Annotated in this window: 23 protein-coding genes; 17 read left to right on the plus strand and 6 right to left on the minus strand. The window is 38.0% G+C overall.

The genetic code is table 11. The annotated features are described in order from the left end of the window. Positions 1-478: 478 nt before the first annotated feature. From CEQ83_RS09815 to CEQ83_RS09825, 3 genes are all read left to right on the plus strand, one after another. A complete protein-coding gene (locus CEQ83_RS09815; RefSeq protein ID WP_013056729.1) occupies positions 479-2,416 on the plus strand; it encodes a lipoteichoic acid synthase in 1,938 nt (645 codons plus the stop codon). Positions 2,417-2,581: 165 nt separating this feature from the next. Continuing rightward, positions 2,582-3,226 carry a 5-bromo-4-chloroindolyl phosphate hydrolysis family protein gene (locus CEQ83_RS09820; protein ID WP_028413622.1) on the plus strand — a complete coding sequence of 215 codons (645 nt, stop codon included), beginning with the start codon at positions 2,582-2,584 and terminating at the stop codon, positions 3,224-3,226. A 24-nt stretch (positions 3,227-3,250) separates the two neighbouring features. Continuing rightward, the gene (locus CEQ83_RS09825) at positions 3,251-4,396 is read left to right on the plus strand and encodes a toxic anion resistance protein (protein ID WP_028413621.1); all 1,146 of its coding nucleotides are present in this window, start codon (positions 3,251-3,253) and stop codon (positions 4,394-4,396) included. 46 nt (positions 4,397-4,442) lie between these two features. Here the strand turns inward: CEQ83_RS09825 and CEQ83_RS09830 are convergent, their stop codons facing one another. Together CEQ83_RS09830 and CEQ83_RS09835 are read right to left on the minus strand one after the other, a co-directional pair. Continuing rightward, on the minus strand, positions 4,443-5,018 hold the full coding sequence (locus CEQ83_RS09830; RefSeq protein ID WP_028413620.1) for a hypothetical protein: 576 nt from the start codon (positions 5,016-5,018) through the stop codon (positions 4,443-4,445). A 21-nt stretch (positions 5,019-5,039) separates the two neighbouring features. Next, positions 5,040-5,549: a hypothetical protein gene (locus CEQ83_RS09835; protein ID WP_028413619.1), complete on the minus strand. Its 510-nt coding sequence runs from the start codon at positions 5,547-5,549 to the stop codon at positions 5,040-5,042. Between the two features lie 138 nt (positions 5,550-5,687). Here CEQ83_RS09835 and CEQ83_RS27030 point away from each other — a divergent pair, with 138 nt between their 5' ends. Beyond that, positions 5,688-5,831 carry a hypothetical protein gene (locus CEQ83_RS27030; RefSeq protein WP_165573406.1) on the plus strand — a complete coding sequence of 48 codons (144 nt, stop codon included), beginning with the start codon at positions 5,688-5,690 and terminating at the stop codon, positions 5,829-5,831. Next, positions 5,832-6,599: a polysaccharide deacetylase family protein gene (locus CEQ83_RS09840; protein ID WP_028413618.1), complete on the plus strand. Its 768-nt coding sequence runs from the start codon at positions 5,832-5,834 to the stop codon at positions 6,597-6,599. A gap of 39 nt (positions 6,600-6,638) precedes the next feature. On the opposite strand, the gene CEQ83_RS09845 is transcribed toward CEQ83_RS09840, so the two are convergent. Both CEQ83_RS09845 and CEQ83_RS09850 read right to left on the minus strand, forming a co-directional pair. Continuing rightward, complete coding sequence (locus CEQ83_RS09845; RefSeq protein WP_028413617.1) at positions 6,639-8,117, minus strand: potassium/proton antiporter; 1,479 nt, start codon at positions 8,115-8,117, stop codon at positions 6,639-6,641. A 164-nt stretch (positions 8,118-8,281) separates the two neighbouring features. Further along, positions 8,282-9,658 (minus strand): M28 family peptidase, encoded by a 1,377-nt coding sequence (locus CEQ83_RS09850; protein ID WP_155017216.1) that lies wholly within the window; start codon positions 9,656-9,658, stop codon positions 8,282-8,284. Between the two features lie 325 nt (positions 9,659-9,983). Here CEQ83_RS09850 and CEQ83_RS09855 point away from each other — a divergent pair, with 325 nt between their 5' ends. The 7 genes from CEQ83_RS09855 to CEQ83_RS09885 all read left to right on the plus strand — a co-directional run bounded on the left by CEQ83_RS09855 (position 9,984) and on the right by CEQ83_RS09885 (position 20,243). Beyond that, the gene (locus CEQ83_RS09855) at positions 9,984-11,267 is read left to right on the plus strand and encodes an ATP-binding protein (RefSeq protein ID WP_028413615.1); all 1,284 of its coding nucleotides are present in this window, start codon (positions 9,984-9,986) and stop codon (positions 11,265-11,267) included. A 104-nt stretch (positions 11,268-11,371) separates the two neighbouring features. Further along, positions 11,372-11,740, plus strand: a complete 369-nt coding sequence (locus tag CEQ83_RS09860) for a hypothetical protein (RefSeq protein ID WP_013056739.1) — start codon at positions 11,372-11,374, stop codon at positions 11,738-11,740. A 252-nt stretch (positions 11,741-11,992) separates the two neighbouring features. Next, a complete protein-coding gene (locus CEQ83_RS09865; RefSeq protein WP_028413614.1) occupies positions 11,993-13,387 on the plus strand; it encodes an L-cystine transporter in 1,395 nt (464 codons plus the stop codon). A gap of 175 nt (positions 13,388-13,562) precedes the next feature. Beyond that, positions 13,563-16,448, plus strand: a complete 2,886-nt coding sequence (gene pulA, locus CEQ83_RS09870) for a type I pullulanase (RefSeq protein ID WP_028413613.1) — start codon at positions 13,563-13,565, stop codon at positions 16,446-16,448. 128 nt (positions 16,449-16,576) lie between these two features. Beyond that, positions 16,577-18,070 (plus strand): aldehyde dehydrogenase family protein, encoded by a 1,494-nt coding sequence (locus CEQ83_RS09875; RefSeq protein WP_013082880.1) that lies wholly within the window; start codon positions 16,577-16,579, stop codon positions 18,068-18,070. A gap of 107 nt (positions 18,071-18,177) precedes the next feature. Then, complete coding sequence (locus CEQ83_RS09880) at positions 18,178-19,464, plus strand: cytochrome P450 (RefSeq protein ID WP_080963438.1); 1,287 nt, start codon at positions 18,178-18,180, stop codon at positions 19,462-19,464. A gap of 119 nt (positions 19,465-19,583) precedes the next feature. Further along, a complete protein-coding gene (locus CEQ83_RS09885) occupies positions 19,584-20,243 on the plus strand; it encodes a serine/threonine-protein kinase (protein WP_028413611.1) in 660 nt (219 codons plus the stop codon). Between the two features lie 13 nt (positions 20,244-20,256). On the opposite strand, the gene CEQ83_RS09890 is transcribed toward CEQ83_RS09885, so the two are convergent. Further along, complete coding sequence (locus CEQ83_RS09890) at positions 20,257-20,535, minus strand: hypothetical protein (RefSeq protein ID WP_014460422.1); 279 nt, start codon at positions 20,533-20,535, stop codon at positions 20,257-20,259. Positions 20,536-20,675: 140 nt separating this feature from the next. Between CEQ83_RS09890 and CEQ83_RS27035 the strand changes: the two genes are divergently transcribed. The 3 genes from CEQ83_RS27035 to motB all read left to right on the plus strand — a co-directional run bounded on the left by CEQ83_RS27035 (position 20,676) and on the right by motB (position 22,569). Beyond that, positions 20,676-20,819 (plus strand): hypothetical protein, encoded by a 144-nt coding sequence (locus CEQ83_RS27035; protein ID WP_014460421.1) that lies wholly within the window; start codon positions 20,676-20,678, stop codon positions 20,817-20,819. Positions 20,820-20,948: 129 nt separating this feature from the next. Further along, on the plus strand, positions 20,949-21,743 hold the full coding sequence (gene motA, locus CEQ83_RS09895; RefSeq protein WP_013056745.1) for a flagellar motor stator protein MotA: 795 nt from the start codon (positions 20,949-20,951) through the stop codon (positions 21,741-21,743). Further along, positions 21,736-22,569 carry a flagellar motor protein MotB gene (gene motB, locus CEQ83_RS09900; protein WP_028413610.1) on the plus strand — a complete coding sequence of 278 codons (834 nt, stop codon included), beginning with the start codon at positions 21,736-21,738 and terminating at the stop codon, positions 22,567-22,569. The genes motA and motB overlap by 8 nt, the downstream gene beginning before the upstream one ends. A 35-nt stretch (positions 22,570-22,604) precedes the next feature. Here motB and CEQ83_RS09905 read toward each other — a convergent pair whose 3' ends face one another. After that, positions 22,605-22,937 (minus strand): hypothetical protein, encoded by a 333-nt coding sequence (locus CEQ83_RS09905; protein ID WP_013056747.1) that lies wholly within the window; start codon positions 22,935-22,937, stop codon positions 22,605-22,607. A 199-nt stretch (positions 22,938-23,136) separates the two neighbouring features. On the opposite strand from CEQ83_RS09905, the gene CEQ83_RS09910 reads away from it, so the two are divergent. Both CEQ83_RS09910 and CEQ83_RS09915 read left to right on the plus strand, forming a co-directional pair. Next, complete coding sequence (locus CEQ83_RS09910) at positions 23,137-24,090, plus strand: NAD(P)/FAD-dependent oxidoreductase (RefSeq protein ID WP_028413609.1); 954 nt, start codon at positions 23,137-23,139, stop codon at positions 24,088-24,090. Positions 24,091-24,109: 19 nt separating this feature from the next. Then, positions 24,110-24,805 carry a YqjF family protein gene (locus CEQ83_RS09915; protein WP_028413608.1) on the plus strand — a complete coding sequence of 232 codons (696 nt, stop codon included), beginning with the start codon at positions 24,110-24,112 and terminating at the stop codon, positions 24,803-24,805.

The following is a 24,805-nucleotide window of genomic DNA, read 5'->3' on the forward strand; positions in this document are numbered from 1 at the left end:
ACTGACACATTTTTTTCATATTTAAAGAAAGAAATAACTCAGAATATGTGGTTTACTGTAGAAAGAAAAGAAAATAAGAGGCATTGATATAACAAATATTCACAAGTGCTTTTATGCATTCTCTTGTAAAGCAGAAGGAAAACTAAGGCAAGTGTTAAATTTATATGTATAGTGGACAAAATAAAAAATAAATATAAAATAGTGAAACCTAAAGAGAAGCTGTCCGTATTAAATAGTGAGAAGAAAAAAGCGCAGGATATATTTGTGTTTGAAAGCCGATAGAGCTGGGAATAAGAAAGTAGTTATTTTCTCACGTTTGGTGAAAATTATACGTAGCGGTGTTGACAATTTTTTTTAAAGAGTTAAAATGTGAAAGAACAGATTAGCTCTCTTACATTTTTTGTAAGGGAGATTTCTTTTTACATTTACTATAAAAATAAAAGTGAGCTTAAATTTCAATAGAGACAGAGGTGGGAATATGAAACAGCTCATGACAAACGGTAAAAATATTTTTTCGAAACAGCTGCCGTTATTTCTAATTGCAGTTTTGTTGTTTTGGATTAAAACGTATACCGTTTATCGTATCGAATTTAACTTAGGGCTAGATAATTTTATGCAAAAGTTCTTACTTTTCATAAACCCAATTGGTTCGGCAATTTTCTTTTTTGCCATTGCATTACTATTTAAAGGGCGCGGAAAAGTACGAGCACTGCTTGGAATGAATTTTTTACTTTCATTCATCCTGTACGCAAATGTAGTGTACTATCGCTTCTTTAATGATTTTATTACTGTTCCTGTATTGACTCAGTCAAACAACTTTGGTCAATTAGGCGGCAGTGCTATGGCTTTAATCAGCCCAACTGATATTTTATACTTCACAGATTTCTTTATTCTTTTAGTTTTAGTACTATGGAAAAAAGTTGACTTACCAGCAACAATTAGTCGACGTACTGTGACAGGTGTATTTTTATCAGGGATTTTATTCTTAAGTGCCAACATTGCACTAGCGGAAATGGATCGTCCTCAACTATTAACGAGAACATTTGACCGCAACTATTTAGTAAAATATTTAGGAACGTATAACTATACGATCTATGACATCATCCAGAGCTCGAAATCTTCAGCACAGCGCGCGCTAGCAGATAGCAGTGATGTGGCTGAGGTAGAGAACTATGCAAAAGCAACGTATGCTGAGCCGAACAAAGAATATTTCGGTCAAGCAAAAGGCAAAAACGTTATCTATATTTCATTAGAATCACTTCAGTCATTTATGATTGGTTATAAGTTAAATGGTGAAGAAGTAACGCCATTCTTAAATTCACTATTAAAAGATCAGAACACAATGTATTTCGATAACTTCTTCCATCAAACAGGGCAAGGTAAAACGTCAGATGCTGAATTCATGATGGAGAACTCATTATTCGGCTTACCTCAGGGTTCTGTATTTACAACAAAAGCAAATAACACCTATCAGTCGCTATCTGGTATTCTAGATCAGCAAGGCTATACAACATCTGTGTTCCACGGAAATGGAAAATCGTTCTGGAACCGTGATGAGATGTATAAATCAATGGGTGTAGAAAAATTCTTTGATTCAGCTTATTACAATATGTCAGACGAAGATACGCTGAACTATGGTTTAAAAGATAAACCATTCTTTAAAGAATCAATGCCGTACCTAAAAGGCTTAAAGCAGCCATTTAGCGCGAAGTTCATTACGTTATCAAACCACTTCCCTTATCCATTAGATAAGGAAGACCAAACGATTGGACCTCATAATACGGGAGATAAGTCAGTTGACCAATACTTCCAAACGGCTCGTTATTTAGATGAATCAATCAAGCAATTCTTTGAGGACTTACAGGCCTCTGGCTTAGCAGACAATACGATGGTTGTGATGTACGGTGACCACTATGGTATTTCTGAAAACCATAAGCGTGCAATGGGCAAAGTAATGGGTAAAAACATCAATGATTTTGAACAAGCTCAACTGCAGCGCGTACCATTATTTATTACTTCACCAGGCCTTAAAGGCGGCGTAAATCATACGTATGGTGGAGATGTAGATGTTCGTCCAACAGTGATGCATTTATTAGGTCTTGATACAAAAGACTATATTGACTTTGGTACAGACTTATTATCAAAAGAACATCAGCAAGTTGTACCTTTCCGTAACGGTGATTTTGTTACACCGAAGGTAACAAAAGTTGATCAGAAAGTGTATGACAACGCAACGGGCAAGCAGCTTTCAGATAAGGAAGCGAAACAGTATGATAAGTATGATGAACTAGTTAAGAAAAAGCTAGAACTATCAGATAAACTTGTTTACGGAGACTTACTCCGCTTTCATACACCAGAAGGGTTCAAACCAATTGAACGTTCGAAGTATGATTACAACAAGCGCGAAGATCAATAAAAAACAGGCAGCTATAAAAGCTGCCTGTTTTTTTGTTTTGTGAAACTTTTAAGGGATTTATCCGTATATAAATTATAACAGTAATCGTTTTAAGAGATGGGAAGACAATGGTATAATATGTATACGTTTAAAAGTTCGGTCACATTTAAGATAGGAGTGAAAGCGATGAAAGTCGTTCGAATCATAAAAAAGATTCTTGCCATTTGGGTAACAGGAGCAGTAGCCGTTCCGGTCAGCTATTTTGGATTCAGTACCACGATGATTCAATCCGTTGGCATTAGTATAGGAGTAATGGTCGTGATGAGCCTGTTTTTTATTATGAGCAGTGCTCGACGTCATTATCAAAATCCATATAGAGAAGAAATTGCATACGTGCGTCATCAAGTAAAAGAGGCAAGAAAGCAATTAAGAACCATTGGAAGCTATCGTTTTAAAATTCGGTCTGTTCATATGTGGACAGAACTTTCTAAACTATACAAAGTAGGCAAAAGCATCATTGAAATGGTAGAAAAAGAGCCCGCACGATATAAAGATGTTCAGCCCTTTTTTACGAACTACTTACAATCAACGGTTACCGTCATTGAAAGGTATATGTTTTTATTATCAAAACCAACGAAAAGCATAGAAGTAAAAGAAAGTCTTCATGAAGCGGAAGACATGCTGCGCGGGTTATCAGGGAAGTATGAGCATTTATTAACAAATGCTCTTTCACAAGATAAGCTGACATTAGATGTAGAGCTTAAAGTGCTAAAGCAAGCATTTGAAGAAGAGCAGCCGTATATACCGACAGCTACTAATCGCACAAAGTAATGTAAATGCAAAGGATGGGATTTTATGATGAAAGAATATGATCAAAATAAATCGTTAGATGCGCTGCTTGATGATCCTTTTGCTTCGCCTACCCCGCAGTTACAACCGGATACTCGCGCTGCAAAAAGAAACACATACGATGATTTGACACCGGAATATCAGGAAAAAGCGCAGAAAATCGCAAATCAAATTGATTATAAAAATCAGCAGGCTATCTTACAGTACGGGGTAGCAGCTCAGTCAGAACTATCTCAGTTTTCTCAATCTGTACTACAGCATGTTCAAACGAAAGATACGGGACCAGTAGGAGACGTTATAGGAGATTTGATGAGTAAGATTCGCCAAGTAAATCCCGATGACTTTTCTTCAAAGAAAAAAGGAGTCATCGGTCGATTGTTTTCAGGAGTCTCTAGGCCTATTCAAAATTTATTAACAAAATATCAAAGCATTAATGTTGAAATTGATAAAATTGCAGATAAGTTAGAGCGCTCAAAACAAATGCTGTATCGAGACATTACAATGTTAGATAGCTTATATGATAAAAATAAACAGTTTTACGAGGCGCTTAACGTCTACATTGCAGCGGCAGAATACAAGTTAGTGGCGCTGCAGAATGAAACGCTGCCCCAGCTTCAGCAAACAGCCTCTCAAAAAAATGACTACTTAATGGCTCAGGAGGTCAATGATTTAAATCAATTTATCAATAGGCTAGAAAAACGAGTGCACGATTTAAAGCTGAGCCGTCAAATTGCCATTCAAAGTGCACCGCAGATTCGATTAATTCAAGAAGTCAATCAGACCCTTGTGGAAAAAATTCAAAGCTCTATTTTAACAGCTATTCCACTTTGGAAAAATCAAGTAGTCATCGCAACCACTTTATTACGCCAAAAGAAAGCAATGGAAGCCCAAAAACAAGTATCTAAGACAACAAACGACTTGCTTACTAAAAATTCAGAGCTGCTCAAGCAGAATACAATTGAAGTAGCTCGTGAAAACGAGGCGGGGATTGTCGATATCGAAACATTGAAAAAAACGCAGTCCGACTTGATTACTACGTTAGAAGAAGTACTAAAGATACAAGAAGAAGGGCGTACGAAGCGTACCGAGGCAGAATCAGAGCTGTATCAAATGGAAAAAGATTTAAAAACTAAACTGTTAGATATGAAATAAAGAAAAAGTCGGTTTACACACTTTGTAAACCGACTTTTTTTCTGATTTATGCATTTTGAAGCGTTCTCGCCATTTCCAAAAGCGGAGTTAAATCCCTTTCGGATTTAGGAGCAAAGATCGTTAATCGGAAAGTAGGGTGTTGATTTTGCTTTCGAACAAGAAAGCCGTATGCATTACTTTTATCATCGGACGCTTTGTACGCAGCTTCTATCTCTAAGCTAGAGTGAATGAGGTGCGTGTCAAGGGAAGCCACTTCCGAAAAGCCAGCTCTTAAAATTTCTTTTGTTTCTTTCTTCAGCTCCTCTACACTTTTATTTGAGGGAAACACTTCAATCCGCATCCACAAAGCATCATTTTTTTTATTGTAAATGACATCTTTTCGGGGCTCTTCTTCTGTAAACTCGTATCCTTCTAGTACGTAAAGCGTATAGTTTTGATTACTGCTTCTTTTAAGATAACCAACATCTGTTCTGCTGCTTCCTTTGTAAGGATAGGTGAAGTTTTGCTGTGGCAAGCGTTCTCTTGGAATTTCTTTTTGTGTGTTGATAAGCTCTTCGCGAAAAGCAGTTGAGCAGCCACTCATCAAACATATAAAACAAACAAGAAATATCTTTTTTTTCATAGCTGGCTTCCTTATCTATTTTCATTCATGCGTTTTTACTGAGTCAACAATTGAAATTAACTTTTTTTCATCATCAGAATTTTTAGCCGTAACCATCGTGATTTTTAAAGCAGGGTGCCCCTTTGTTTCTCTTAATACATATAGTTTTGCCGTTTCTTTTTTACTCCCAGACATAGATGCAAACACAACGGGTTGAATAAATGGGAATGTAGAAGAAATTTTTAACGATTTTCCAAACTGGTCATCAAACAATTCTTTTGAACGACCTAGATATGATTTGCTTGTACTTTCTTTCCCGGAAAGGACTTCAATTCGCATCCACGTATAGGGAGTCTTGGTTGAAAAAAGAATATCTTTTCCATTTTCTTCTTTTTGAAGCGTATATTCACCGGGCAATGAAAGAGAATATCCTTGTTCGCTTACGGTGAGCTGCTGATGTTTCTCGTTGCTTTCACTGATTGCTTTAACAGAAGGCAGTATAACCATGGTTCCGCTTATTATTAACAGAAGCGCTAAATAAAATTTTCGCATGTATATATCTCCTATTCAAAACGCTAGACAGCGTGTAATTGCTATATAAAAATGTTTTGCCATGTGAGAACCCGTAGGTTTATTTTTGACTTTTTGGTAAACCTAAAAACACAATCAATTAGTAATGGAGAGAAGACTATGAAAAACCGTAAATCAACTTCTACAGCTAATCGCCGTCAACAGCGCGTGTGTTTGGGTAATGAACGATTATTTGCAGTTGGTATTAAAGCGTTTATTGACAATACGCATGAATCACACCTAGACAAAAAAGGAGGTCATTGAGTGAAATGGTGCTTGTCAATTATTATTATTGTTTCCATTAATTTCTACGGTATTCAGGTGGATGCTGCAAAGAAGAGCAGATTTTATTATGAAAGAAAAGGAGATATCGTGTGGGAAGTTCCCATGAAAGATGAGAAGTTAATTGCGCTTACATTTGATGATGGACCAGATCCTAAATATACGCCGACTATTTTAAATTTATTGCAAAAGTACGGTGCCAAAGCAACTTTTTTTGTAGTCGGCGATCGAATAACGTCGTTTCCCAAGCTTGCTCAAAGAGAAGTTCGTGAAGGTCATGAACTTGCTAATCATACATATAGCCATTTGAAAGTAAGGGGCCAGGAAGTAGAGAGAATTGAACAAGAAATTGAAAAAGCGGATGAACGTATACAAGCTATTACAGGAATAAAACCTTACCTGTTTCGTCCGCCTACTGGCTATTATGACGATCGGGTAGTAAAAGCTGCTAAAAATCAGCAGTATACGATTATTCTTTGGTCTTGGCATCAAGATACATTTGATTGGAGAAATCCAGGCGTCGATAAAATTGTAAGTCAAGTGCTTAACCATGCCAGGTCAGGAGATATTGTATTGTTTCATGATACGGGAGGAGATCGAACCCAAACCATTGAAGCATTAAAACAAATTTTACCGAAGTTAAAGGAAGAGGGGTATAAATTTGTCACGGTCTCAGAACTTTTAAAACATCATCCCAATTATAAATCTCTTTATTTGATGCAACAGCAAAAACAGCACTCCGTTCAATAAGCGGGTGCTGTTTTTCCAGTAAAAGCTTTAGCCAATCTTTTAACTGGTTTTTCCTTCTCTTTCGTCCCCATCAGACGTATTTTTTTGGAAAAATGCTTTTACTTTATCTCGTTTTTTCTTTGAAATAAGAATATATAATGTATCACCTGCAAAAATTTGTGTATTTCCTCTAGGTGTAAGTAATTTATCATCTCGAATAACAGCAGTCACTAAAATATCTTCAGGGAGGTGAAGTTCTTCAAGCGATTTTCCTGATATATCTGCATGTTCCACGAGCTTCAACTCAATCATTTCATTTTTGGTTTTGCCCATCGAAACAAGCTCGAGACTGTGAGGAACCGTCTCTTTTTCACCTTGAGAAAGGTTTAGAAATTTGGCTAAAGGAGCGATTGTTGCTCCTTGAAGAAGAGCGGAAGTTAAGACAACAAAGAAAACGACGTTAAAAATGAGCGTGCTGTTCTCCAAACCTGCCATCATAGGATAAGTAGCCAATACAATTGGAACAGCTCCTTTTAAACCGGCCCAAGAAATAAACAGTTTTTCTTTGGATGAGTATTTAGCAAACATCATCGAAAGAAATACGCCGAGTGGACGAGCGACAAACATAAGTAAAAGAGATAACAGTATACCCTGCCAAATAATATCTAGCAGTTGATTAGGAAAGACAAGAAGGCCGAGTAAAATAAACATTAAAATTTGCATCATCCATGCAAAACCTTCGTTAAAGCGGACAATTGTGTGACGATAAGTTAGATCTGCATTTCCTACTACCACTGCCATTACATATACAGCAAGTAGACCGCTTGCTTCTACAAATGTGGAAATTCCATAGGTCAAGGCGGCCAATGACAATGTAAGAACAGGATAAAGTCCTGAAGAATCCAAATTAATTCGATTAATAATCCAAACGGATGCTTTTCCAAGTACTAAACCAAGTAATAGTCCGATTCCCATTTGCCAAAAGAAATTAAGGATTAATGAGAGGATTGGAGAGTCTGGATGTTGAATTAATTCAATAATAGAAACGGTTAAGAAGATGGCCATCGGATCATTGGAACCAGATTCTGCTTCTAGCGTGGAGTTTAGTTTTTGGCGGATGTTCTGTGTCCCGAGTACAGAGAACACGGCTGCAGCATCTGTAGAGCCAACGATTGCCCCAAATAAAAAGCCTTCAAGCCAAGTAACGCCTAAAATATATTTGGCAAGTACGCCGGTTAAAACTGTCGTAATGAGGACTCCGAAAGTAGCTAATGAAACGGAAGGGCGAACAACGCGTTTGACATCTTTCCATTTGGTCTGCACGCCTCCATCAAAAAGAATAATGATAAGCGCTAATATTCCGAATCCTTGTGTTAAAAGAGCATTGTCAAAGTAGATGTAGTGGCTAACAACCATTCCTACGATGATAAAAAGTACGAGCGAAGGGACCCCAAGGCGAGTAGAGAACTTTGCAGTAAGTACCCCTATGACAAGGAGAATAGATAATAAAAGAATTGAATGGTCTACCGTAAAATCCAAAAAATACACCTCTTTTGTTCAAAATTTTTATGTAAGCATTAAGCGAGGTTCCTCTATGATAATTGTAGCATAATGGATTTAAAACCTTGAGAAATCTGCTTATCAAAAAAAGAGATGCATAAACATCTCTTTTTTGGTCATGTATGAATAACGGGGATAGATTATTAGTTGACATCTTGCTCGTGATAAAGATGAGGTGCTTTAAATGGTGCTCTCTTTTTATCGGAAGAACCTTGTTGATCGGGACGGGAACGATCGTAAATAGCTGTTCCAACAATCTCAGCCACATCTTGAAGTTTTTCTTTGCTTATTTTATCAAGGGTATCTTCAGGGGAATGATACCAAGGTTCAGACGGACTGTGAATAAATAGAGCAGCCGGTATTCCTGCCTCTGCAAAAGGAACATGATCACTTCGGCCGCCAGCTTGGAATGGCGTAGGTGATCCATTTAATCTTGTACTTGAAGCTTGAGCTAATTCTGTGACAAGGTTTGGTGTTCCATCAGCTGTATTCATCACTAAATCTCCCGCATCTCGACTTCCTACCATGTCTAAATTAAACATTCCAACAATACGATTTTTCTCATCTTCAGATAACTCACTAACATAATGCTCGGATCCTAGTAAGCCTACTTCTTCAGCTCCGAATGTAACAAATCGCAGTTCTGTATCAGTAGGAAGACTTTTAAATACGCGAGCTAATTCAAGCACCATTGCTGTTCCAGAAGCATCGTCATTTGCCCCAGGCGCTCCGGCTACAGAATCATGATGAGCGCCTACTACAATAATATCATTTGTTCCTTTTTTCTTAAAAGTAGAAGGCTTAGTAGCGGTTACATTATAAGATGTTCGCTCACTTACGACAGCTCCTTCAATTTTTACTGTACCTGAAGGTTTTTCGCCTTTTTGAATAGAAGTAAGAATCTTTTCACCTTCTTCTTTGGTTACAGCAAGAGACGGAATGTAGTTATCATTAGCGCCGCCAAGCGTTCCGTTTAGCTCACCGTCTGTATTATTAAAAATAATGACGGCTGCAGCCCCTTTTTCAGCAGCATTTAATACTTTTTCACCAAAAGTAATAGTGCCTCGCTGAACTAATACAATTTTACCTGTCACATCTTTGTTTGCTAAATTATCTTTTGTACCCAGCCCTCCATCTACAATTTCAGCTGTGACATTTCCATTGGTGGTATAAGTAAAAGTTGTTGGAGAGTAGCTGGTACCGTTTACGCTTAGTGAAAAACTAGCTGCTGGTGTGTAACCGGTAAATGTAAAAGGCTCTACTGCGCTCTCATAGCCTAGTTTAGACAAACGCTTTTGAACAAATGTAGCAGCTTCGCGTTCAGATTCAGTTCCTGCCACACGAGGTTTTTTTGAGAGATACGCAATGTCTTGATAAATTTTCTCGGAATTTACTTTTTTTAATACTTTTTGTTCAGAACTTTGATTGTGAGAAACATTTGCAGAAGTAGAAGCTTGTACACTTGTAAAAGATAAAGTCAAACTTGTTGCTACAGCCAAAGAAATCACGGTTTTTTTCATTAAAATCCCCCTAAATTTATCGATGTAGTTGGTACTATTCGAATTTACAATATTAAGAAAATACAAAAAAGAGCATTATTACCTAAATGTTCCAGAGTATTCCATATCTAAATTCCTATTTTAATAGAGAAAATAATTCAAATAAAATGAAAATGCGGAAACAAATAAAGGGGATAAAAGAAACTGTGTCAAAAGTAATAAAAAAAGGTATTAGATAAGAATAAAAAAATAAGGTAAACTAGTTTAAAAGTAAGAAGAATGTTCAGAACTTAATTGATGAGACATAGAGAGTGTTCACGTAAAAAACAAAGGCTGGTGGGAAATATTGATAAAAAATAGGGAGGGTGTACGAAAAGCAGCGGCGGTTGCTGGTCTTCTGGTTGTAGGGGTGTACATCGTCTTTCAAACAATGGCATTTTTTAAAGGAGCATATGCTCTTAGCAGTTTGATAAAAGATAGTTTACTAGTGGGCATAACGGCTGGCACGTTTTATTTACTTCATAAGCGTTCGGTTCATACACAGGTGTCTGATGAACAGTATCAGCTTGCTACATTAATAAACTCAATGCCAGATTTTATTTGTTTTAAAGATGGAGCTGGCAAATGGTTGGCGGTGAACGATTTTGGAAGAGAACTTTATCATTTAAAGGGTATTGATTACAGGGGTAAAACCGATGCAGAACTTGGAGAGCTTGTGCCGTTCTTTCAAGCCGCTTTCTTACACTGTATTTCATCGGATGAAGAAGCTTGGAGAAAAAAGGAAAAGGTACGCATGGAAGAAGCATTTGAAATACCAAACGGCGAGGTCAAAACATTTGATGTTATTAAAGTACCTGTGTTTTTTGATGATGGCTCAAGAAAAGCTCTTATCACGATTGGACGAGATATCACTCAGCAAAAGCTTGCAGAAGCGCTTCTGATAAAAAAGGAAAAGCTTTCTGTAGTAGGCGAATTAGCTGCTGGAATTGCCCATGAAATTAGAAATCCGCTTACGAGTATTAAAGGGTTTGTTCAGCTCATGAAAGAAACAGACCGATCCGCGGTAGGGTATGCTAATATCATGCTTGATGAGCTGGAACGAATTAATGGTATTGTCAGTGAAATGCTCCTGTTGTCAAAACCTGAAAGTGAACATTTTCGCGTGTTTTCTCTTACAGAAGCGGTTAAGTATGTAATGAGTTTAACTTCCCATGAAGCTTTATTGAAAAACATTGACTTCTTATACGATGAACAAACAAGTAAAGCTAGTGTGTATGGAAATAAAAATCACCTTATTCAAGTATTACTTAATGTTTTTAAAAACGCAATTGAAGCCATGGATAAGCCTGGGAATATTTACATTACAATCAAAACAGCGCAGGATGACCATATTTTTATAGAAGTTAGAGATGAAGGAGTAGGAATTTCTAAAGACCGTCTAGAACATATAGGAGAACCGTTTTTTACTTTAAAAGAAAAAGGAATGGGGCTTGGATTAACAATCAGCTCCAAAATTATTCATGATCATCACGGTACCCTGCAGATTGAGAGTGAACAGAACAAAGGGACGATTGTTAAAATCCGACTGCCTCTGTATGTAAAAGATACGGCGGTTTTTGCAAGCAAATGAAATGTTGTAAACGAAAAGTAATGAAAACGTCATCCATTTCTTATTGCTAAACGCAGCCGTACATGATGTAATAAAAGAAACGAACATGTCAGGAAGGTAGCAAAATGAGACGTGCAGATCAAAAAATTATATTACCGTATACACCGGAAAATTTAAGAATGCTATTGCTTCAAGTATGTGACGGAGAAAATCCGTTTTCCCATCAAGACCTTGCGTATTGGTGTGATAAATATACTCTCCATTATTATGAGTATGAAGCGGATGAAACGCAGTGGATGAATGATATGCAGCAGACAGATAATAGGCAAGATCTAGCTAAATCTTATGCCATTGCTAAAGATATTGGCTGGCAGTGGTACTTTTATATGGCTAGAGGAACGACGCTATCTGATATTCAATATGTCGAGCTTCACGAACTAGAATTACCTAGACATTTGTTTGTAAAATGGCTGAATGAATTATATGAAATGTAATCCTATATATGAATTGTAGTACATCCGGTCTGATGAAAGAAAGGCCATCTCTGGTAACGGAGCAAAAGACCACTGAAGTACATACAAGCGTAAAATAGAAAGCTAAGGAAAATCCTTAGCTTTTTTGTTTTGTCAAAATTATTCAAAAAAACTGTCTTTAGGAAAAAATACAAAACCTAGTTGACTTATTGGTATTGTTGTATTATAAGTAATAGAGACATAAATTATGGAAAAATCACAGGGGGAACATCTATGAATAACTTATTAGTCATTCTAAACATCCTTATTATGCTGGCACTGCTTGCGGGGCTGTTTATGATGCAGAAAAAACATGTATCATTTTCAAAGCGTGTGTTTACGGCGCTTGGACTAGGGATTATTTTTGGCTTTGCTCTTCAGTGGGTGTATGGTCCGACTCATGAAGTAACGATAACGACCGCCGATTGGTTTAGCATTGTAGGAAGCGGATATGTGAAGTTTCTTCAAATGATTGTCATGCCGCTTGTATTTGTGTCGATCGTAGCGGCATTCACTCGCTTAAAATTGACGAGCAACATTGGAAAGATTAGTAGTTTAATTATTGGCATTTTGCTTGTTACAACAGCGATAGCAGCTGCTATTGGTATTTTTACAACGACGAGCTTTAATTTAGAATCTGTCCAAATTACAAAAGGGGAAGCGGAACTTCAGCGCGGAGAGGACTTAGAAAACAATTTATCTAGTCTAGAAGCAAAAACAATCCCGCAGCAAGTAGTAGAATTATTACCAGCTAACCCGTTCCTTGACTTAACAGGCGCACGTTCAACTTCCACGATTGGCGTTGTCATCTTTGCAGCATTTGTGGGAATTGCATATTTAGGCGTGAAGCGTAAAAAGCCAGAGGAAGCAGCGTTATTTTCAAAAATTATTGATACGCTGTATGCAATTGTGATGCGTGTAGTGACGCTAATTCTTCGTTTAACTCCTTATGGGGTACTTGCAATTATGACCAAAACAGTAGCAACGAGTGATGTTGATGCAATTGTTAAACTTGGAAAATTTGTTGTAGCATCATATGTCGCATTGGCAGCTATGTTTATCGTTCACTTAGTTATTCTAACAATCATCGGTGTAAATCCGATCACATATGTTAAGAAAGTATTTCCTGTATTGGCGTTTGCCTTTACTTCTCGTACGAGTGCTGGAGCATTGCCTTTGAATGTTAACACACAAACAAGACAGTTAGGGGTTCCAGAAGGAATTGCGAATTTTGCAGGTTCATTTGGTCTTACAATCGGTCAAAACGGATGCGCTGGAATATATCCAGCTATGTTAGCCGTTATGATTGCACCAACGGTAGGTATTGATCCTTTAACGCCTTCATTTATTTTCACGTTGATTGCCATTGTAGCAATTAGTTCGTTTGGCGTAGCAGGGGTTGGCGGAGGAGCGACATTTGCGGCTTTACTTGTATTATCTTCTATGAATTTGCCCGTAGCGCTAGCAGGCTTATTAATTTCAGTAGAACCACTGATTGATATGGGACGTACGGCACTTAATGTAAGTGGAAGCATGACAGCCGGAGTCGTAACTAGTAAACTAACAAAAGAGTTAGATACAAACGTATACAACGATCAAACCATCTCACCTGAAACAGCAGAAGTGTAAAAGAGATACGGCATCCATAGTTAACATTGTTAACTATGGATTTTTTTTCTTTATCCGCATAAAATAGGAAAAAATACTTATGATAACGCTTTCAAAAAAGGTTATAGTGAAAAATGTGTACGTACTTTATTTTACGGGAGGGTTTTAATTGAAACGTAGTTGGACTAAATATGCAATGGTACTGACGGCTTTACTCTTACTAGTAAGCTCTTTTTTTAGCCCGTTTATGCAATCGTTTGCATCTGCAGCGGATACCACAAAACTCACGATTCACTATCAGCCTGCTTCAAACGATACAAAAGAATGGGGATTATGGGTTTTTCCTGAAGGAGGAGAAGGGAAGCCTTACGCATTTACAGGGGAAGATCAATTTGGAAAAGTAGCGGAAGTTGAACTACCCGGTACTTATGACAAAGTAGGTTTTATTGTACGAACCGAGTCGTGGGAAAAAGATGGAGGAGACCGCTTCGTTTCAGTGGAGAACGGTGAAGGAGAAGTATGGGTAAAAAGTGGAGATGAACATACATATACGTCTCCTCCTGACGGTGAATATCGAGATTTACCGGAATTTGATAAAGTAAACGTTACCTTAAACTATCATCGGTACGATGGAGATTACAGCGGGTGGAACATTTGGACATGGCCAGGTGATGAAAAAGAAGGCAAGCAAATCGAATTTACGGAAGACACGAATTTTGGGAAGAAAGCAACTTACACAATTAACAGTGGAAGTGGTAATTTATTTGACAAAATTGGTTTTATTGTACGCCATTCTACTAGTGATAGCGATTGGGAAAATAAAGACGGAGGAAACCGCTTTATTACCAAGGTTGGGAAAGATGGGAATGTAGAAGTATGGATTGTTCAAGGGCAAAATCGAATTTATTATGATAGAGCTGTAGTAGATATCACTCGGAAAATCACGAAAGCGACTATGGATGCATTTAATCAAATTACATTAGAAACAAACGTACCGTTCGATTCTTCTAAGAGTGTAGGAGACATTGAAATTGACGGAGCTCAAATTGAGAAAGTGACACCTTATAAAGAGGGAGGAGACTCTGTTACTACTAAAGTTAAAATCATAACAAAACAGCCTCTGGACGTTACAAAAACGTATAAAGTTAAGCAAAAAGGATACGGATCAGCTGATGTAGTCAATGGAAATGTCGTGCGTACGAAAGAATTTGACGAAAAGTATGCATATAGCGGAAACGATTTAGGAAACACATATTCTAAGAAACAAACAAATTTTCGCGTATGGGCTCCAACTGCAAGCGAAGCCAAGCTAGTGACTTATTCGTCATGGAACTCGAAAGCTTTAAAAGAAATTTCTATGACTAAAAGTGAAAAAGGAACGTGGAAAGCGGAGTTAAAAGGAAATCAAGATGAACTAATTTATACGTACAAAGTAAAAATTGGGAACGTCTGGAATGAAGCGGTTGATCCATATGTACGAGCAACAACGGTCAATGGAGATCGCGGAGTCGTCGTAGATTTGGCTAAAACAAATCCGAAAAAGTGGAGTACAAATAAGCCGAAATTTAAAAATCCAGAAGATGCCATTATCTATGAACTGCACGTACGAGATTTATCGTCTCAAAAAGAGAGCGGTATCAAAAACAAAGGAAAATATTTAGGCGTAGCGGAGTGGAATACGAAAGGACCAAATGGAGTAAAAACAGGACTCAGTCATATTAAAGATTTAGGTGTAACGCACGTCCAGTTCCTGCCTATTTACGATTATCGTACGGTGGATGAAACGAAATTAAACGAGCCGCAGTTTAACTGGGGATATGATCCGAAAAATTATAACGTCCCAGAAGGCTCCTATTCAACAAACCCATATAATCCTAAGACTAGAATTATTGAGCTCAAACAAATGATTCAAACGCTTCATGACAAGCAGCTTCGCATGGTAATGGACGTTGTTTATAATCACGTGTATGCAGTGAGTGAGCATAGTTTTGATAAACTAGTTCCAGGCTACTACTTCCGTTATAAAGAAGATGGAACTCTATCCAACGGAACAGGTGTTGGAAACGACACGGCGTCTGAACGGAAAATGGTTCGGAAGTTTATCGTAGATTCTGTTGCGTATTGGGCAAAAGAGTACCACATTGACGGGTTTCGGTTTGATTTAATGGGGATTCACGATACAAAGACAATGAATGAAGTGAGAAAGAAATTAGATGAACTTGATCCTTCCATTATCGTCTTAGGAGAGGGCTGGGATCTAGGAACCGAGCTTGACGCTAAGCTCAAAGCTAACCAGAAAAACGCTCAGGATATGAAGCGCATCGCTCACTTTAATGACGGTATGCGGGATGGTCTTAAAGGCAGCGTATTTTTTGATCATGACAACGGATTTGTGAATGGAAAGCAAGGACAAGAAAAGCTCATACAGCAAAGTATAGCAGCTGGAATTGATTATGATCGTTCAACTGCCACGTATGAAGATCCAGATCAAGTTGTTACGTATGTAGAAGCGCACGATAACCATACGTTATGGGATAAGCTTCAGCTGACGAACCCTGCTGACACCGAGCAAACGAAAAAGCAAATGCACAAGCTTGCTTCTTCTATTATTTTAACATCTCAAGGAATGAACTTTATACATGCAGGTCAAGAGTTTATGAGAACAAAAGGCGGAGACCATAACAGCTATCAGTCACCCGATTCTGTCAATCAGCTAGATTGGAAGCGCCGAGCAGCTTTCAGCCAAGAAGTAAATTACATGAAGGGACTTATTGCGCTTCGAAAGCAATATTCGTCATTTAGAATGACGAGTGCACAGGCTATTCATCAAAATTTACGCTTTGTTGATGCACCAGCAAACGTAGTAGGTTATACGTTAAATGCTAAAGCTAATAAAGATAAAGCAAACGAAATAATGGTGATTCATAATGCAAATAAACAAGCTCAAACGGTTCATTTGCCTTCTAACAGAACGTGGAGATTACTTGTTGACGGCGAGCGGGCCGGAACAAAAACGCTCCGTACGGTGAAAGGAAATACAATAAACGTTTCGCCTCTTTCGACATTTGTACTAGTAAGATAAGTTTTAGATAGCTAGAATGCATGTAGAAAAATTCAGAATATTGTATGCAAAATTGTTGATTTTACTAGATAACATGGTAAAATATTCATTGTTAGCGTTTTCAAAATTCGTGGGGAGGTATGTATTTGATGCAAAATCTTGGAGCGAAAAAAGTTGAAATGAGTCCGAAAGTAGTGGAGTTTTTAAAAGGAGTTAAACAGCTATACATTAATGGCGAATGGGTAGACTCTGTTTCAGGAAAAACGTTTGAAACAGTAAATCCAGCAACGGGTGAAAAGTTGGCAGATGTAGCTGAAGCAAATCCAGAGGATATTGATCGCGCCGTCAGAGCGGCTAGAGAAGCCTTTGATCATGGACCTTGGACAAAGATGTCAGCAGCTGAAAGAAGTCGACTTATTTATAAATTAGCTGATTTAATGGAAACACATCAATTGGAACTTGCGCAGCTTGAAACGCTTGATAACGGAAAACCAATTCGTGAAACATCAAATGCAGACATTCCATTAGCCATCGAACATTTCCGCTACTTTGCAGGGTGGTCAACTAAAATGGTTGGACAAACTATTCCTGTGCAAGGAGCGTATTTTAACTATACGAGATATGAACCAGTAGGAGTTGTTGGCCAAATTATTCCGTGGAACTTCCCGCTTTTAATGGCCGCTTGGAAGCTCGGAGCCGCTTTGGCAACTGGATGTACAATTGTGCTCAAGCCAGCCGAGCAAACGCCTCTTTCTGCACTTTACTTAGCTCGACTAGCCGATGAAGCAGGATTCCCAAAAGGCGTGCTAAACATTGTGCCAGGCTACGGGAAAACAGCAGGTGAACCGCTCGTTCATCATGATCTTGTCGATAAAATTGCTTTTACAGGATCTACTGCTGTCGGAAAAGCAATTATGAAACAAGCTAGCGACTCTTTAAAGCGTGTGACGTTAGAGCTTGGAGGAAAATCACCAAACATTATCCTCCCGGATGCAGACTTAACAAAAGCTGTTCCTGGTGCGCTTTCAGGTATTATGTTTAACCAGGGACAAGTATGTTGTGCTGGAAGTCGTCTGTATGTCCAAAAAAGCTTATATGATAATGTCGTAGCTGATTTAGTTTCTCAAACGAAATCTATTAAACAAGGAAATGGATTAGCTGATGAGACAACAATGGGTCCGCTTGTATCTGCGCAGCAGCAAAAACGAGTGAAAACCTATATTGATAAAGGAATTGAAGAAGGAGCGGAAGTACTCGCAGGAGGAAACATACCGTTTGATCAAGGCTATTTCGTAGAACCGACTATCTTTGCAGATGTCGATCATTCGATGACGATTGCTCGTGAAGAAATCTTTGGTCCGGTTGTAGCTGCTATGCCGTTTGACGATCTTGATGATTTGATTGCCAAAGCAAATGATACAGCATATGGTCTAGCAGCAGGCGTCTGGACACAGGATTTAAAGAAAGCACACTATATTGCTCATGGTATTAAAGCGGGTACAGTTTGGGTGAACTGTTACAACGTATTTGATGCAGCAAGCCCGTTTGGAGGTTATAAGCAGTCGGGAATTGGTCGTGAAATGGGAAGCTATGCGCTTGATAATTACACTGAAGTGAAAAGCGTATGGATCAATATGGAATAATAAGTAAGATTTTTTGTGAAAATCAATAGCATATCTTTGTGTGAAAAAGAGTAGTCTTTAGTGGACTACTCTTTTATTTGTTTAAGTCCCGCATTTTTAGAAAAGGAGTGATAACATTGCCGGTTATACAGGGCCCCTCGTCGTATAAGCTTACCGGTCACCTGCAAAAGTTTAGAGAGAACCCATTGGGTTTTTTGGAAAACTTGACTCAGTATGGAGAAATTGCAACATTTAGAGTTGCGCACAAACGCTTTTATGTAACGAGAGACCCTCAACTTATTAAAGATGTAGTCATTACAAACAGCAAGGCGTTTCAAAAAATTAAACTAACGCATATGTTTAAAACGCTGCTGGGTGAAGAAATGTTATGGACAGATGAAGCATTATACATGAGCCCCATTCAACCCTCACAACTTAAACAACATCTAACTTATAATAAGGAAGCAATCGCAAAAATAATTGAAAAGCATACGGAAACGTGGGAAGAAGGGCAGCTTCGAACGATAGTAAAAGACATAAGACAGATAGTCGTAGCTGTACTCCTTCAACTTGTATTTGGCATTTCGATTGAGGATAAAGACAAAATTCACTATGTTCAAGCGCTTATGAGAAAAAAAGAAAAGTTAGGCAAAATTTATATTCGTCTACCCTTGCACCAGCCTGACTCAGATGAGCAGCTAGAACAACTCCTTTTTGAACGCGTTCAAATGCGTGTTCAAAACAAAACCGAAGGAAATGACTTACTGCAGTGTGTATTAAATTCTCACGGGGAAGACATCGATGAAAGAGAAATATACGAACAGCTAAATTCTATATTCCTTTCGATGTATGAAATGATTACGCACGTATGCAGCTGGTCTATTCATTTACTGTCTCAAAATATTAGGGAGCACCTTCAGCTGCATAAAGAAATTCAAGCCTATGCTAGCGGTGAATCACTTTCAACCAAAAATTTGACCTATATGCGCAAAATAATTGCTGAAAGCATGAGGCTGTATCCGCCTCTTTGGCTATTTGGGCGTCAAGCACGTGAAGATATACAAATAGATGGTTACAGCATTAAAAAAGGGGAGATTATGTTAATTAGCCCTTATATGATGCATCGCCATGAAGATTATTTTTTAGAGCCAAGTGAATTTTTACCTGACCGTTTTGAAAAAGGAGGATCCATTGATGTCCCAAGCTATATGTATATGCCGCTTGGGATTGAGCATCAAGCGGAAAGAGGCATGGACTATATCACTGAAATAGTAACTATTTTTCTGTCAGAAATGACAAAGCGCTTTTTATTTCAACTGACTAAGCCCGAGCCTATTGCTCCGATGGCGGGCGTTATGCTGAATATGAAAGAAGAACTGGATGTGAATGTTCACAAAGTTCACACGCAGTCTTGAATGAACGGGAATCCTTTCCCTCTTTATATCAGGCTGTCAATTTATTGACACATCCTGCATTGAGATTTATCATAGGATAATATTTGATAGAGATTACTGAAGGATTTTTAGAGGGGACTATGGATAAAACAATTAAACAGTTAGTGTCGCTAGTTGAAACATCATTACTAACGCAAGTTAAGATTCAAAGTGAAAGTGACTATGATCCAGTTGAAGTTACGAACAAAACAAAAGAGTGGGTACTTATTGGTAAAGGAAACTATGCCGGTGTGTTTACGCACGAGAATTATCCTGAATTTGTCGTAAAAGTATACGGAAGAGACGTTTATGGTGTAAAAAAAGAAGCGCAAGTGTATAGAAAGCTGGGCGTTCACCCAGCTTATTCTCAACTTTTTCATGAGGGAAAGACGTACTTGATTTTAAAAAGACTTACAGGTGTTACTTTGTATGATGCTGTACAGCGGGGAATAAAGATTCCAGAACAAGTCATAAAAGATGTGAACAAAGCTTTGGACTATGCAAGAAGCCAGGGGTTAAACCCGTATGATGTGCATGGCAAAAATGTCATGATGAAAGATGGAAGAGGATATGTGGTGGATATTTCTGACTTTTATAAGGAGGGTATTGATAAAAAATGGACAGACCTTGTAAAAGCTTATTACACCTTTTATCCGTTTATTGATAAATACCATATCCGCTTGCCGTATCCGCTTTTAAACGTTATCAGAAAAGCATATCGTCTATATCGTAGAATCAAATCAAAAAGGAGTTTCCGCTAAAGGGAACTCCTTTTTAAGATGAAATACAGCGCAGTACGTGCTGCTGTTCAAAAGTTGGTTTTAATTTGAATAGAATGGTTTGTAGTATTTCAGATTGATAGACAAATTTCAGCGTATGTTTAAGGGAAAGAGGATGTAAGAAAGAACGTATTCTTTTTTCAGCATAACGTATCACCTGTTCTTCATAAAATAAAGTACGTGCGGAGATTTTAGCGTGAATATCTTTTGTTAGTTCGATTGTAAACTGGATAATCATTAAATCAGTGTCTTTACAGTATTTTTCTAGTAGCATAATATCACCTCCATTTTGTCAACTCATTTACATAATCTTAATATAAAATTTACAAATGTCAATAAAACACGGAAAAATAAATGGTAAGACTGTTCTTTTTATATGTTGAATAAACAACAACGTTACAGAGGTGAGTAAAGTTGAATATTAACGTCGGGTTTGCAATTTTAGCTGATATTGATAATAAGATGACGGCTGCTATTTATGTGGAAAATCAAATTGTAGCGATTATAGCTGGACCTTCAGATATTCTGTATGAAAAGTTGAAAAAAGTGTTTTTATAATAGAGAAAAGATGTAATTGTAAATATGATTCATAAAAAGCTTAAAAATTCTATGAAATAGTCGAAATAAAAGATGAGGATAAAATACACAAAAAGAAAGAACAGGAAGTTAAGGATAGGAGAATTACATATGGATAAAACATCTTTTATTGGACTGATTTTAGGAATAGCCTCTCTTATTGTAGGCATGTTTTTCAAAGGGGTTAATCCATCTGTGTTAGGAAATCCGGCTGCTATTTTAATTATTATTGTCGGAACCGTCGGAGCAGTAGTGATTGCATTTCCTTCAAATGAAATCAAAAGAGTCCCAAAACTGTTTGGTGTCCTGTTTAAAGAACAAAAAATGCTGCAGCCCGTTGATTTAGTATCCATGTTTTCAGAATGGGGACAAGTTGTTCGAAAAGAAGGGTTACTATCACTTGAAGCCCAAATTATTGATGTAGATGACCCTTTCTTAAAAAATGGTTTGAATTTAGCTATTGATGGTCAAAGTGCGGATTATATACGAGACGTGTTGTCTGAAGAAATTGATGCTATGGAAGAGAGACATCAAACGGGTGCAAGTATTTTCGCTTTAGCAGGTACATATGCTCCAACTCTGGGTGTACTTGGAGCTGTTATAGGGTTAATTGCTGCGCTTGGGAACATGGAAGATACGGATACGCTAGGACATGCGATCAGCGCGGCGTTTGTTGCTACGCTTCTTGGTATTTTTACTGGGTATGTACTATGGCATCCGTTTGCAAATAAACTGAAGCGTAAATCGAAACATGAAGTAAAGGTAAAGTATATGATGATCGAAGGAGTGCTTTCACTTCTAGAAGGAGAAACACCGAAAGTAATTGAGCAAAAGCTGGCTTCCTATTTGCCAACAGCGGAACGTAAAAAGCTTCTTCAAGAAAGCGAAGTGGGCATAAATGAGTAGACGCAGAAAACGAAAGCATGAAGAGGACCATGTTGACGAAAGCTGGCTGCTTCCTTACTCAGATTTGCTTACACTTTTACTTGCTTTATTCATTGTATTGTTTGCAATGAGCTCAGTGGATGCGCAAAAATTTAAAAACCTTTCCCGCGCATTTAATGAAGCGTTCGTTGGAGGAACGGGCGTGATGGAATTTCAATCTCTGCAGGAATCTGAAGAAGCGGTTCAGCCTTCAAATACTCCTGCAGCTAAAAGTACGGAAAAAACAAATGAAGTAGAGACAGCTCCCAATCAGTCTCCTGCTTCTTCACAATCGTTAACGAGCGAACAAAAGGAGCAAACCATTCGAGAAGCTGATCAAGAAGAGCTTCAGCAAATTCAATCTAAAATTAATGCGTATATTCAAAAGAAAAACTTAACAAATCAATTGCAGACTTCGCTAACAGATGAAGGTCTCTTAATTTCCATTCGAGACAATGTATTGTTTGATTCGGGAAGAGCACAAGTTCGGAGTGAAGATACAAAAATCGCAAATGATATTTCAGAGCTTTTGGTGATTGATCCTCCTCGTAATATTATTATTAGCGGTCACACCGATAACGTACCTATTCGGAACGCTGGTTTTGAATCCAACTGGGAGTTAAGCGTGATGAGAGCCGTTAACTTTATGAAAGCTATCTTAAAAAACGATAAGCTTAATCCAAGCATGTTCAGTGCAAAAGGGTTTGGAGAGTTCAAACCCGTGACATCTAACAATACAGCAGAGGGGCAAGCGAAAAATAGAAGGGTTGAAATATTGATTACTCCTCGTACAATTAAACAGCCGTAAAAGCAGGACTGCTTTTACGGCTGTTTTTCTATGTGTTATAAAGCTAAGAGTCTTCTCTTCTCAAAGTTTCCTCGTACTAGTTTGAGATCCATTCCATCTAAAATCAAATCAATGAGAGCGCCTTTAAAGACATCCGCTGTTTTTTTCTTATCATTGGACTGCAAATATTGCACGCGATACCACTTGTCTTCAACTTGAAAGTACATAAAACGACCGTGTGTAAAGTCAATCCAGAACTTTGTAGGTTGTCCATTGAGATTTTTATAAACATATCCCCAGCTTCGTCCTTGGTGAGCGTCCTTCATTTTAGGGCGAGCTGTATTAAATACTTCGTAATATACTTTGTGCTTAATATCATAGAGCATCATGTGACGGTCCTCCTATCTATAGACGTGCTAGCAGGTAAAGATATATTTGTATACAACAAGTATATTAAGATGAAAAGAATCGTAGACTATTTTTTTGAGACAAGCAGGAGCGAAGGTAAATGAAAAAGACAGTTTAAATTAGCTCAATTATTCCGCTTTTTTTATACTGTAAGTAAATGAGTTAAATAAGGAGGAAAAAATGAAACGAGTAGGAATAGTAGGTGCAGGAATGACCGGCCTTACAGCTGCGGCTGAATTACAAAAAGCAGGAATAGAGGTCTTTCTTCTTGATAAGGGCAAAAGTGTAGGGGGACGAATGGCTACACGAAGAGTAGGGGATGGAAAAGCAGATCACGGAGCTCAATTTTTTACAGTGAGATCCGATGAATTTCAGCAAGCCGTAAATAAATGGATAGCTGATAGAAAGGTTAAGAAGTGGTTTGGTGAGCATCACCCTCGTTATCAAAGTATAAATGGCATGAATGCATTAGCTAAATATTTAGCAAAAGATCTACGCGTATACTTGAATCGAAAAGTTCAAACCATTGACTTTCAAAACGGAAGGTACCAGCTGTATACAGAAGAAAATGAGATTTTTGAAGCGACTGATATCATTCTTACACCTCCGTCTCCTCAGGTTATTGAGGTATTTAATAATAGTAAGCTGCAAGCGGACCAATCTATTCTTAAAACACTTAAATTTAGTCCCTGCTTGGTTGCTATCGTGGAGCTTTACACAGAGATGCTGTATAGTGATCATGGTCAAATCACAAATCCATCTAGCACAATCCAAAGAATTGTTAATCATGAGCAAAAAGGAATATCAAAGACGCCCGTTCTTAGCATATATATGAATAAAGACTGGTCAGAAAAACATTTTGATGAACATGAACGTGAGTTGCTGCCGATGATAAAAAATGAAATAAAAGAATGGATAGGTGCAAATCATATTAAAAGCATCCAGATAAAGAAATGGCGCTATGCAGAGGTTGAACAAGTTCTTCATCAGCCCTTTGCTAAAATTATGCCGTCGCTACTGGTGGCAGGAGATGCTTTTTTAAGAAGGGAAGACGAGACGAATCACTCACGGTTAGAGAGCGCATATTTGTCAGGCAAATCGGCAGCCGCTGAATTAATGGAAAAGAACATCTAGAAAAAGGAGGGACCAAGAAGTGAAAAATAATTGGATAATGAAACAAACGTGGAAAGATTTACTGTTTATTCATTGGCCTGTAGATCCGGCATTTTTGGCTTCTTTATTGCCGAGTCAGTTAGAGCCTGACACCTATAATGGTCAAGCGTGGATTGCGCTTGTGCCTTTTACGATGACAGACATTCGATTCAAAGGAACGCCCGCCGTGCCCATCTTTTCACGGCTATATGAGCTAAATGTGCGTACCTATGTTACATATAAAGGGGAAAAAGGCGTTTATTTTTTTAGTTTAGACGCAAGCAATCCACTAGGAGTATGGATTGCTCGTCAGTTTTTTCACTTGCCTTATTACCACGCTGCTATGACATTCAACAAAACTCAGAACTATATTTCTTTTCAGTCAGTTCGAACGCACAGAGACTCAAAAAAAGAGCGAGTAAAGCTTACATATAGAGGTACTTCTCCGTCCTATCGCAGTAGAAAAGGAGAATTAGCTCATTGGCTTACAGAGCGCTATTGCTTATTTACCACTCACCAAGGAAATGTCTACAGAGGAGACCTTTATCATGATCCTTGGGAGCTGCAAAAAGGAGAGTGTGAAATAAGAGATGATTCTATCACTCAGCCTTTTTTGCGTCCGGCGGACTATCATAATTTAACTGTACACTACGCAAAGAAAGTAACTGCTTATTTTTACCCGTTTAAGAAAGTATAG

Source organism: Priestia megaterium (genome assembly GCF_009497655.1).
Taxonomy (GTDB): Bacteria; Bacillota; Bacilli; order Bacillales; family Bacillaceae_H; genus Priestia; species Priestia zanthoxyli.